General features: G+C 60.3%; 7 protein-coding genes and 2 tRNA genes. 5 read left to right on the top strand and 4 right to left on the bottom strand.

What is annotated here, in order from left to right; all coding sequences use genetic code 11:
• The first annotated feature begins 242 nt into the window (after positions 1 to 242).
• From ACYZT6_RS23425 to ACYZT6_RS23415, 3 genes are all read left to right on the top strand, one after another.
• Positions 243 to 1,430, top strand: coding sequence for an ATP phosphoribosyltransferase regulatory subunit (locus tag ACYZT6_RS23425; protein WP_462028816.1), 1,188 nt, complete (start codon positions 243 to 245; stop codon positions 1,428 to 1,430).
• 54 nt (positions 1,431 to 1,484) lie between these two features.
• On the top strand, positions 1,485 to 2,777 hold the full coding sequence (locus tag ACYZT6_RS23420; protein WP_462028815.1) for an adenylosuccinate synthase: 1,293 nt from the start codon (positions 1,485 to 1,487) through the stop codon (positions 2,775 to 2,777).
• Between the two features lie 150 nt (positions 2,778 to 2,927).
• The gene (locus ACYZT6_RS23415) at positions 2,928 to 4,862 is read left to right on the top strand and encodes a methyl-accepting chemotaxis protein (protein ID WP_462028814.1); all 1,935 of its coding nucleotides are present in this window, start codon (positions 2,928 to 2,930) and stop codon (positions 4,860 to 4,862) included.
• A 123-nt stretch (positions 4,863 to 4,985) separates the two neighbouring features.
• On the opposite strand, the gene ACYZT6_RS23410 is transcribed toward ACYZT6_RS23415, so the two are convergent.
• From ACYZT6_RS23410 to ACYZT6_RS23395, 4 genes are all read right to left on the bottom strand, one after another.
• Positions 4,986 to 6,551 carry an ABC transporter permease gene (locus ACYZT6_RS23410; protein ID WP_462028813.1) on the bottom strand — a complete coding sequence of 522 codons (1,566 nt, stop codon included), beginning with the start codon at positions 6,549 to 6,551 and terminating at the stop codon, positions 4,986 to 4,988.
• Positions 6,551 to 7,561: an iron ABC transporter substrate-binding protein gene (locus ACYZT6_RS23405; protein ID WP_462028812.1), complete on the bottom strand. Its 1,011-nt coding sequence runs from the start codon at positions 7,559 to 7,561 to the stop codon at positions 6,551 to 6,553. Before ACYZT6_RS23405 ends, ACYZT6_RS23410 begins: the two co-directional genes overlap by 1 nt.
• Positions 7,562 to 7,919: 358 nt before the next feature.
• A tRNA-Leu gene (locus ACYZT6_RS23400) sits at positions 7,920 to 8,006 on the bottom strand.
• A gap of 166 nt (positions 8,007 to 8,172) precedes the next feature.
• Positions 8,173 to 8,259 (bottom strand) — tRNA-Leu (locus ACYZT6_RS23395).
• Between the two features lie 226 nt (positions 8,260 to 8,485).
• Between ACYZT6_RS23395 and rnr the strand changes: the two genes are divergently transcribed.
• Entirely contained in the window at positions 8,486 to 11,116 is a 2,631-nt protein-coding gene (gene rnr / locus ACYZT6_RS23390; RefSeq protein ID WP_462028811.1) for a ribonuclease R, read from the top strand.
• A complete protein-coding gene (gene rlmB / locus ACYZT6_RS23385) occupies positions 11,113 to 11,880 on the top strand; it encodes a 23S rRNA (guanosine(2251)-2'-O)-methyltransferase RlmB (protein ID WP_462028810.1) in 768 nt (255 codons plus the stop codon). The genes rnr and rlmB overlap by 4 nt, the downstream gene beginning before the upstream one ends.
• Positions 11,881 to 11,984 lie beyond the last annotated feature (104 nt).

The following is an 11,984-nucleotide window of genomic DNA, read 5'->3' as shown; positions in this document are numbered from 1 at the left end:
TGTATGATGCGGCAGCCGGGAAATTCCCGGCTTTTTTGCGTCTGCACGTTTGATTGCGGTTTTTAAGCGGGCGCCCGAGTTGAATGACTCGACAGGTTTTTCGAGGAAAGTGGTTGGCGAAGCCGGTTTCAGGCTTTTCGCCACGTTGTTTATGCGCGTGGTTTGCACATGAACCGACCATTTTCTGCTTCACTCAAGGCTCGCCCAACGGCTGGCCGCCCGGATCATAGGGGAATGGCGTAATGGCAACGGTAGACCGCTGGCTGCTGCCAGATGGCATCGAAGAAGTACTGCCACCAGAGGCGGCGCGCATCGAAGTAGCGCGTCGTCAGGTGTTGGATCTGTTCCAGAGCTGGGGTTACGAGTTTGTCGTGACTCCCCATATCGAGTACCTGGAATCCCTGCTGACCGGCGCGGGCTCGGACCTCGATCTGCGTACCTTCAAGGTCATCGACCCGCAATCGGGCCGGCAGATGGGCTTTCGTGCCGACATCACGCCGCAAGTGGCGCGCATCGATGCGCACACCCTGCGTCGCGAAGGTCCGAGCCGTCTGTGCTATGCCGGCAGCGTGCTGCATGCCCAGCCACGTGCCTTGTCGTCCTCGCGCAGCCCGATCCAACTGGGCGCCGAGTTGTACGGCGATGCGAGCCCGAGCAGCGACGTGGAAGTCATCAGCCTGATGCTGGCCATGCTGCAACTGGCCGATGTACCGGATGTGCACATGGACCTCGGTCATGTCGGCATCTACCGCGGCCTGGCCCGTGCGGCCGGTTTGTCCGGTGAAGTTGAACAGCAGTTGTTCGATGCGTTGCAACGCAAGGCGATCGACGAGGTCATTACCTTGACCGAAGGCTTGCCTGCCGATCTGTCGGGCATGCTGCGAGCGTTGGTCGATTTGTGTGGCGGTCGTGAAGTATTGGGCGCTGCCCGCGAGCGCCTGGCGCAAGCACCGGCACCTGTTCTGGCGGCGCTGGACGATTTGCTGGCGATTGCCGAGCGTCTGTCCACGCGTTTTCCGGATTTACCGCTTTACTTCGATCTGGGCGAGTTGCGCGGCTACCACTACCACACCGGTGTAGTGTTCGCGGTGTTTGTACCGGGCGTTGGCCAGTCCATTGCTCAGGGCGGTCGTTACGACGACATCGGCGCCGACTTTGGTCGCGCGCGTCCGGCAACAGGCTTCTCTACCGATTTGAAAACCCTGGTGACCCTGGGGCGTGCTGAGATCGAGCTACCGTCTGGCGGTATCTGGATGCCTGACAGTACGGATGCGGCACTCTGGCAGCAGGTTTGTCAGTTGCGCAGTGAGGGTCAGCGTGTCGTTCAGGCGTTGCCTGGACAACCTTTGGCCGCCGCCCGTGAAGCGGACTGCGACCGGCAATTGATTCAGCAGAACGGGCTTTGGCAAGTATCGCCACTGGCTTCTTGAGTTTTCCCGCCGGCCGCGGCCGGCACCAAGTTTGCGCGAATGAGGACAAGTGTTATGGGTAAGAATGTCGTAGTCCTGGGCACCCAATGGGGTGATGAGGGCAAAGGCAAGATCGTTGATCTGCTGACCGAACATGCTGCCGCCGTAGTGCGCTACCAAGGTGGCCACAACGCTGGTCACACCTTGGTGATCGATGGCGAAAAAACCGTCTTGCACCTGATCCCGTCGGGCGTGCTGCGCGAAGGCGTGCAGTGCCTGATCGGCAACGGCGTGGTGGTTGCACCCGACGCTCTGCTGCGGGAAATCATCAAGCTGGAAGAGAAAGGCGTACCGGTGCGTGAGCGCCTGCGTATCAGCCCGTCCTGCCCGCTGATCCTGTCCTACCACGTAGCGCTGGACCAGGCCCGTGAAAAGGCCCGTGGCGAGCTGAAGATCGGTACTACCGGTCGCGGCATCGGCCCGGCTTACGAAGACAAGGTTGCACGTCGCGGTCTGCGCATCGGTGACCTGTTCCACCGTGAGCGTTTCGCCGCCAAGCTGGGCGAGTTGCTGGATTACCACAACTTCGTTCTGGTCAATTACTACAAAGAGCCGGCAATCGACTTCCAGAAGACTCTGGACGAGTGCATGGAATACGCCGAGCTGCTGAAGCCGATGATGCTCGACGTCACCGCCGAGCTGCACGAGCTGCGCCGCGCTGGCAAAGACATCATGTTCGAAGGCGCCCAAGGCTCCTTGCTGGACATCGACCACGGTACCTACCCGTACGTCACCAGCTCCAACACCACCGCGGGCGGCATTGCCACCGGTTCGGGGTTTGGCCCGATGTACCTGGATTACATCCTCGGCATCACCAAGGCTTACACCACTCGCGTCGGTTCGGGTCCGTTCCCGACTGAGCTGTTCGACGACGTTGGCGCCTTCCTGGCCAAGCGTGGCCACGAGTTCGGTGCTACCACCGGCCGTGCCCGTCGTTGCGGCTGGTTCGATGCCGTCATCCTGCGTCGCGCTATCGACGTCAACAGCATCTCGGGCCTGTGCCTGACCAAGCTGGACGTGCTGGACGGTCTGGAAACCATCAACATCTGTGTGGGCTACAAGAACAAGGATGGTGCAGTGATTGACGCACCGACTGACGCCGACAGCTATATCGGCCTGGAGCCGGTGTACGAAGAGATGCCAGGCTGGACCGAATCCACCGTCGGCGCCAAGACGCTGGAAGAGCTGCCGCAAGCTGCTCGCAACTACATCAAACGCGTTGAAGAGTTGGTCGGTGCGCCGATTGACATTATTTCGACGGGCCCGGACCGCAACGAAACCATCGTTTTGCGTCACCCGTTCGCTTAATAAGTCGTTGATGTAAAAAGCAAAGGGTCCTTAATTGGACCCTTTGTCGTTTCTGCCTGCCGGACGGCATGACCTTTGCTGTGATGTTGAATAAAAGCATCGCTTCCAGCGCGCCATCAATTTAATGGCGCCAAAGCAGAGGGATTCCAAGTGTCGGCCGTTCTCTCATTGTTACAAAGCCGTTTGTTGCGGCCTGTGTTCGTTACCCTTGGTATCGCCCTTTTGGTGCAGGTGCTGGTGGCTGTCGCCCTGACTCGGAGCACGGTGACTGCGCTTGAGGCTGATCTCGGCATGCGCCTGGGTGCCGACAGTCAAAAACTGTCTGCTGAACTTGAGCAGGCGGGGCGTGAAGTCACGTCGAGCCTGGACAATCTCTCCACCAGCACCCGTCAGCGACTCACCGCCGGCCTGTCTACGCGATTGAAAGACGAGCAGGTGCAACTGCGTGCAACGTTGGAGAAGGATCTGAAAGATTCGGCCAACGACATGGCGCAACTGCTGGCCTCCGTCGCGCCCCGCGCCATGTGGGACAGCGACGTTCCAACCCTGTCGGAATTCGCCCGCCGGGCCCAGCGCAATCCCAACGTGTTGTTCGTGGTGTATGACGACGCGACGGGTCAGCACCTGACGCGTTACCTCAACCGCGAAAACCCGATCAACAAGGCATTGCTGGAGAAAGGCCAGGGTGAGCGAGCGCTGGACAAGGTGCTGGATGCGGCGAAGAACGATCCGTCGGTCTACTACCTCGAAGCCTCGATCAACCCCAATGGCGTGGAAATCGGCAAGGTCTTGATGGGCGTTTCGACCGCTTCGGTGGAAACCGATCTGGCAGCCCTGGATAAACGTTTTGCGGCGCTGATCGCCAGTGGTGATCAGCTGGTCGGTGACAGTCTCAAGGGCGCAGCTGCAGACAGCGCCACGGCAATGCGTGCACGTCTGACGTCCGCGCAGGCCACGGCGTCGGAAATGAAAGCCAACACCACCAGCACCGTTCAGGAAGCGGCGGCGACGTTGCGCTGGCGCATCGGGATGTTCCTGGCGCTGGTCGGTTGCGGTGTGCTGCTGTTGCTCGCTGTTGTGTTGGGCCGTCGAGTGGTCAATCGCTTGAAAATGCTCATCGCCGCGATGGATGACCTGGCGGCGGGCGAGGGTGACCTGACCAAGCGTGTGCAAATCAACAGCAAAGACGAAATCGGCGACATGGCCGCGGCGGTCAACCGCTTTGTGGATAAGTTGCAGCCGATCGTGCGCGAGGCGGGCGATGTGGCTCAGCGCACCGGCGTGGAAATCGGCGCCATGACCCTGCGCAATGCTGGAGCCGATAAAGCGGCGGGCATGCAGCGCGATGAAGTGGCCGAGAGTCTGCGCGCGTTATCGCAGATGGCGGATGAAGCGCAGTCAGAAAGCCACGCCATGCAGGCAGCTTTGCAGCAGGTGGTGGACATTCGTTCGGCCACCGATGAGAACACCCGGACCTCGGCAAAAGTCGGCAGCCTGATCGAGGCGTTGGCCGGGCAGGTCGATACCGGGTCGAAAGTCATCGAGCGGCTGGCGCAGCAGAGTGAGCAGATTGAAGTGGTTCTGACGGTGATTCACGGGATCGCCGAACAAACCAACCTGCTGGCACTGAATGCCGCCATCGAAGCGGCGCGTGCCGGCGAGACCGGTCGTGGCTTTGCGGTGGTGGCGGACGAAGTCCGGGCATTGGCGAGCAAGACCCAGAGCTCCACCGGCGACATCCAGGCTCACATCGTGGCCTTGCAGCAAGGTGCGCGTGAGGCGGTGGCAGCGATTGGCCAGGCCGGGCGCCAGGCCAATGAAGGTTTGCTGGTGTTGCGTGATAGCGCAAGGTTGCAGCAATCGGTGCAGGCATCGGTCGAGCAGGTTCATGCGGCGATTGGTCTGGCGACGCAGGCAGCGGCCCACCAGGCGCAAGGCGCGCAAGCGGTGCGGGGTCGGGTTGAGACCATTCATGCACAAGCTGAGAAAGCGGCTCAGGCGGTGGTGGAAACCACGGCCAGCGGCAAGGTACTGGATGGGTTGGCGGCGCAGTTGAAGGCGAGCCTGGGGCAGTTCAGGGCTTAGGATTTGTATTGGCTGGTCTGACGCCATCGCGGGCAAGCCCGCTCCCACAGTGATTTCTGTCGAGCACACATTGTGTGTTCACTGGAGAACATTGTGGGAGCGGGCTTGCCCGCGATAGCGGCTTCAGCGACTCAGATACATCCGTGTCGTGAGTAGATAAACCGGCAACCCCGACACCAATATCAACAACGCCGCATAAGGCGCCGCCGCCGCAAACTCCACATTCGCGGTATGCGCCCAAACCTCAGTCGCCAACGTATTGAGCCCGGTCGGACTCAGCAGCAGCGTCGCCGTCAGTTCCTTCATCGCATCCAGAAACACCAGCGCGAACGCCGCACCCAGCGCCGGGAAGATGATCGGCAGCGTCACCCGACAAAACGCACTGAAAGACGATGCCCCCAGCGTGCGTGCCGCCTCTTCCAGTTGCGGTGCCGCCTTGTTCAGCGCCGTGCGAATCGGCGCCTGAGCCAGCGGCAGAAACAGCAACGCATAAGCGATCAGCAGCAACGCCGAAGTCTGGTACAGCGCCGGCACGTAGTGCAGGGCGAAATACACCAGCGTCAGCGCAATCACCAGGCCTGGCAGTGCATGCAGCAGATACGGCAAGCGCTCGGCCCAGATCGCCAGTCGGCCTTTATGACGCACCACCAGCAACCCCACCGGCACCGCCAGCACCAGGCACAGCGCAGCGCCACCCAGCGACAGCGCCAGTGATGACAGCAGCGCCTCGCTGATCGCCGCCACCGGGAATGCCGCTGACGAACCCACCGCCAGCCAGTACGCCAACATCCCCAACGGAATACCGCTGCCGATGATCGCCAGTGCCAGGCAGTAAACCTGTCCAGCGACCGTCCACGGTCCCAATCGAACCTGTTCCGCACGCCGAGCAGCGCCTTGGCCGGTGCGCACGTGCCGACCTTTGCCGCGTACTCGCAGCTCAAGCCACAACAGCACCAGGCATAGCGCCAGAAGCACCGCCGACAGCATCGCCGCGTTGGCGTTGCTGAATTCCAGTTCGAATTGCTGATAGATCGCCGTGGTGAAGGTTTGCAGGCCGATGATCGACAGGGCGCCGAATTCCACCAGCATATGCAGCGCGATCAGCAGCGAGCCGGCGAGCAATGACGGCCAGAGCAGCGGCAGGGTGATTTTGAAAAACACGCCCCAGCGGTTCTGCCCGAGTGTCCGTGCGGACTCTTCCAGGGACGGATCGAGATTGCGCAAGGTCGCCGCGACTGGCAGAAAAATCAGCGGGTATTTCGACAGGGTCATCACCAGGATCGCCCCGCCCAAGCCTTCGAAATGCGCGCTCAGGGACACCCAGGTAAAACTGCTGACAAACGCCGGCACGGCGAACGGCAAACACAAAATCACGCCCCATAACCGCCGTCCCGGCAGATTGCTGCGTTCCAGCAGCCACGCCAGCGACAAACCGATCACGCCGCAAGCAACCGTCACGCCGACCATCAGCGCCAACGTATTGCGCAGCAGCCCGAACACATATGGCCGCCACAGCAGATGCAGCGCCTCGGCCCAACCGGCCTGCCAGGTCTTGAGCCCGACATACACCAGCGGCAAAAGGCTGAGCACCACCAACAGCAAAACCGGCAGCAGCAGCCAGATTGACGGCCGCTTGCGCCGTGGTACGTAACCCCCGCGCGAGGCGGGGGCGGATAACGAAGCGCTCATCAGTTCAAGCCAACGTCACGTTCCAGGTCCAGGGCTTCTTCGGCGTTGCCGAGGTCGGCCGGGGTGACTTTCGGTGCCTCGAGTTCGCTGAATGGCTTGAGGCCGCGATCGGATTCCATGCCTTTGTGCAGCGGGTATTCGGCGGTGGTCTGGGTGATCACGCGCTGACCTTCTTCGCTGGCCATGTAGGCGAGGAACTGCTGCGCTTCTTTTGGATGTTTGCTGGATTTCAGCACGGCGGCGCTGGAAACGGTGATCAGCCCGCCGACGTCGCCGCCGGTGAAGTAATGCAGTTTCGAATCGAGTTGGCCTTTTTCGCGCTGCAAGGCGAACCAGTAGTAGTTGTTCACCAGCACGGTGGCGACTTCGCCGTTCTCCACGGCCTTCAGTGCAACCATGTTGTTGCTGTAAGTCTTGCCGAACGCGCGCAGGCCGGTCAGCCATTCTTCGGCCGCGTCCATGCCGTGTACTTTGATGATTGCCACGGCCTGTTCCTGGAACGCGCCGCTGGTAGGCACGAAGCCGACCTTGCCTTGCCATTTCGGATCGGAGAATTCCATGAGCGACTTGGGCAGGTCTTTTTCATCGATCAGTTTCGGGTTGTAGGCGACTACGCGGACTCGAGCGGTGATACCGATCCAGGTGCCATTGCCGGCGACGTAGTCTTTTGGCAAAACAGCAAGGGTGGCGGCATCGGTCTGGGCCAGCAGGCCTTGTTCGCCGAGCTTGTTCAGCGGTGGCGATTCTTCGGTGTAGATCACATCGGCAGGGGAGCGGTCGCCTTCTTCAACGACCTGGCTGGCGAGCTGGTTACTGCTGCCTTTGCGCACATTGACGTGAATGCCGGTCTTGGCTTCGAAGTCTTTGGCGATGGCATCGCCGACTTCCTTGTGTTGGCCGTTGTAGAGGGTCAGGGAAACTGGGTCAGCAGCCTGGGTGAGGGGAGTGGCGAGTGCCAGGCCGAGCAGGGTGAAGGTCAGGCCGCGGCGCAGGGTATTTCTGAACATCATTCGCAGGGTTCCTCACTGTCGCATTGCAAAAACTTGAAACAATGATAAACGATATTGTTTCTCATGTGCGCCTTGCGGGGCTGGGAAGTGTCCGCTAGAGCGGCTGGCGCAGGCACTTGTAGCAGCTGGCGAAGCCTGCGTTCGGCTGCGAAGCAGTCGTGAAATCATGCGATGCGGTTTATCAGAAAGACCCTGCGCTCAGGTTTTACGACTGCTGCGCAGCCGAACGCAGGCTTCGCCAGCTGCTACAAATCGCGTGATTCAGATGTAGGCAGATTGGTTTTTCAAACGCCAGAAACGCAAAAACCCGCTTTCGCGGGTTTCTGTGAAATTCAAGATCGTGACCTTGAATTTGAATTGGTGCCCAGAAGAAGACTCGAACTTCCACGACCTTGCGGTCACCAGCACCTGAAGCTGGCGTGTCTACCAATTTCACCATCTGGGCATAATCTTCAGCGTTGCCGCTGTTGATGTGGCGCACTATACGGAGAGCGTTTTAATCTGTAAACCCCTGATTTAGATTTAATAAATCAGATGTATAGAATGCAAAAAACCCGCTTTCGCGGGTTTTTGTGTGAGCCTTGAAATTGATCTAATCTCAAGCTCTGAATTGGTGCCCAGAAGAAGACTCGAACTTCCACGACCTTGCGGTCACCAGCACCTGAAGCTGGCGTGTCTACCAATTTCACCATCTGGGCAGTATCGGCAACGCTAGTGCGTCGTCGATGGCGCGCACTATACGGAGCGTCTTTTTAACTGTAAACCCCCGACATCAAAAAAACCTGGAAAATTTTACCAACGGCATTTAAATCAGCTTTGCGCTGTCGATATAAGGCTTTAGATGGGCTCTCACAGCCTGAAATTTCCCGTTTCATTACGCCTATGCCAAACTAACCCGCATATAGACAAGGTGAAAACTCTCTAATGGCCGATTGGCAGTCCCTCGATCCCGAGGCCGCTCGTGAAGCGGAAAAATATGATAACCCTATCCCTAGCCGCGAACTGATCCTTCAGCATCTTGCTGATCGGGGTTCGCCTGCTAACCGCGAGCAGCTGGTGGAAGAGTTTGGTCTGACCACAGAAGACCAGATCGAAGCCCTGCGCCGCCGTCTGCGCGCCATGGAGCGCGATGCTCAACTCATCTATACCCGTCGCGGCACGTATGCGCCGGTGGATAAGCTTGACCTGATCCTGGGCCGCATCAGCGGTCACCGTGACGGCTTCGGCTTCCTGGTCCCGGATGACGGCAGCGACGACCTGTTCATGAGCCCGGCGCAAATGCGTCTGGTGTTCGATGGCGACCGTGCCTTGGCCCGTGTTTCCGGCCTGGACCGTCGTGGTCGCCGCGAAGGCATGATCGTCGAAGTGGTCTCCCGTGCCCACGAGACTATCGTCGGCCGCTACTTCGAAGAGGGCGGTATCGGCTTCGTGGTCGCGGACAACCCGAAGATCCAGCAGGAAGTGCTGGTCACCCCGGGTCGCAACGCCAATGCCAAGGTCGGTCAGTTCGTCGAAGTGAAGATCACTCACTGGCCAACGCCACGCTTCCAGCCGCAAGGCGACGTGGTCGAAGTCGTGGGCAACTACATGGCGCCAGGCATGGAAATCGATGTCGCCCTCCGCGCGTACGATATCCCGCACGTCTGGCCTGAAGCGGTCTTGAAAGAAGCCGCCAAGCTCAAGCCTGAAGTCGAAGAGAAAGACAAAGAGAAGCGCATCGACCTGCGTCACCTGCCGTTCGTGACCATTGACGGTGAAGACGCGCGCGATTTCGATGACGCCGTTTACTGTGAAGCCAAACCGGGCAAGCTGCGCCTGTTCTCCGGCGGCTGGAAGTTGTACGTGGCGATCGCCGACGTCTCCAGCTACGTGAAAATCGGTTCGGCCCTGGACAACGAGTCCCAGGTTCGCGGCAACTCCGTTTACTTCCCGGAGCGCGTAGTGCCGATGCTGCCGGAGCAGCTGTCCAACGGGCTGTGCTCGCTGAACCCGCACGTCGATCGCCTGGCCATGGTCTGCGAGATGACTATCTCGAAAACCGGCGAGATGACTGATTACTGCTTCTACGAAGCGGTGATTCATTCCCATGCGCGCCTGACCTACAACAAGGTCAGCTCGATGCTGGAGACGCCGAAACTCACCGAGGCGCGTCAGCTTCGCGGCGAGTACAACGATGTTCTGCCGCACCTGAAGCAGCTCTACGCGCTGTACAAGGTTCTGCTGGGCGCTCGTCACGTACGTGGCGCGATCGATTTCGAAACGCAGGAAACCCGGATCATCTTCGGCACCGAGCGCAAGATTGCCGAGATCCGTCCGACCGTTCGCAACGATGCACACAAGCTGATCGAAGAATGCATGCTGGCGGCCAACGTGGCCACGGCTGAATTCCTGAAAAAGCACGAAATTCCTGCGCTGTATCGGGTTCACAACGGCCCGCCGCCGGAGCGTCTGGAAAAACTGCGCGCCTTCCTCGGCGAGCTCGGTCTGTCCCTGCACAAAGGCAAGGACGGCCCGTCGCCGAAGGATTACCAGGCCTTGCTGGCCAGCATCAAGGACCGTCCGGATTTCCATCTGATCCAGACCGTTATGCTGCGCTCGTTGAGCCAGGCGGTGTACAGCGCCGATAACCAGGGCCACTTCGGCCTGAATTACGAAGCCTATACCCACTTCACCTCGCCGATCCGCCGCTACCCGGACTTGCTCACGCACCGGGCGATCCGCAGCGTCATCCATTCCAAGCAGGACACGCCGCACGTTCGCCGTGCCGGCGCGATGACCATTCCGAAAGCGCGCATCTATCCGTACGACGAAGCGGCGCTGGAACAGCTCGGCGAGCAATGCTCGATGAGCGAGCGCCGTGCCGACGAAGCGACCCGCGACGTGGTGAACTGGCTCAAGTGCGAGTTCATGAAAGACCGCGTGGGCGAATCGTTCCCGGGTGTGATTACCGCCGTGACTGGTTTCGGCCTGTTTGTCGAGCTGACTGACATCTACGTCGAAGGCCTGGTGCACGTCACCGCGCTGCCGGGCGATTACTACCACTTCGATCCTGTGCACCACCGCCTCGCCGGTGAGCGTACCGGTCGCAGCTTCCGCCTTGGCGACACCGTTGAAGTGCGCGTGATGCGCGTTGACCTCGACGAACGCAAGATCGACTTCGAGATGGCGGAAAAAACCATCAGTGCGCCGATCGGACGCAAGAAGCGCGGGACTGAAAAGGCTGAACCAGCCGCCAAGACGGCTGCTAAAACCGCTGCAGAGCCGGCACCGGCGAAAACCGGTCGTCGTCCTGCCAAGGAAAAGGCTGTCGAAGCCTATCGCCCAAGCGATGCTGCGGCGAAAAATGCCGAACTGCGTAAAAGCCGTGAATTGAAGCAGGCGTTGCTGTCTGAAGCGAAAAGCGGCGGTAAAGCGGCGTCTGGGGGAAAGACCGGACGGTCGGCGCCTGACAAGGCCCCCGGCAGCAAGCCAAGCAAACACCGTAAAGGCCCGCCGAAAGCGGGTTCGGCTCCAGCCAAAAGCGGCGGGGCACGTAAACCTAAGGCCAAGTCATGAGTCAGTTGGAAAAGATCTACGGCGTGCACGCGGTAGAAGCGTTGCTGCGTCACCACCCGAAACGCGTCAAGCAGATCTGGCTGGCTGAAGGCCGCAGTGAGCCGCGTGTACAGGCGCTGATCGCGCTGGCGAATGAAAATCGCGTGCCCGTCGGCAACGCCGAGCGTCGTGAACTCGATGCCTGGGTGGACGGTGTGCACCAGGGCGTGGTCGCGGACGTGAGTCCGAGCCAGGTCTGGGGCGAGGCGATGCTCGACGAGTTGCTGGATCGCTCCGAAGGTGCACCGTTGCTGCTGGTGCTCGACGGCGTGACCGATCCGCACAACCTCGGCGCTTGCCTGCGTTCGGCCGATGCGGCCGGCGCGCTGGCGGTGATCGTGCCGAAGGACAAGTCTGCGACCTTGACCCCGACAGTGCGTAAAGTTGCCTGCGGTGCAGCGGAAGTGATTCCGTTGGTCGCCGTGACCAACCTGGCGCGCACCCTGGAAAAACTCAAGCAGCGCGGTTTGTGGGTTGTCGGTACGGCGGGCGAGGCCGAGCAGAGTCTGTATCAGCAAGACATGACCGGCCCGACCATCCTGATCATGGGCGCCGAAGGCAGCGGCATGCGTCGCCTGACCCGCGATCTTTGCGACTACCTGGTACACCTGCCGATGACCGGCAGCGTCAGCAGTCTCAACGTTTCCGTGGCGACTGGAGTGTGCCTGTTCGAGGCGCAGCGCCAGCGCAGCGTAAAAGCCGCCGGGGCCGCCAAGAAGTCCTGACTCATCGCGGCAGCCTTGCTTCTGTAGGAGCGAGGCTCGCCCGCGAAGAACGATAACGCGGTATTCCTGAAAGATCGCGCAGCTCCGATCGCGGGCAAGCCTCG

It is taken from the genome of Pseudomonas sp. RT6P73 (genome assembly GCF_054897715.1).
Note: the sequence above shows the minus strand (reverse complement) of the source record. Positions and strands in the feature narration are given on the sequence as shown.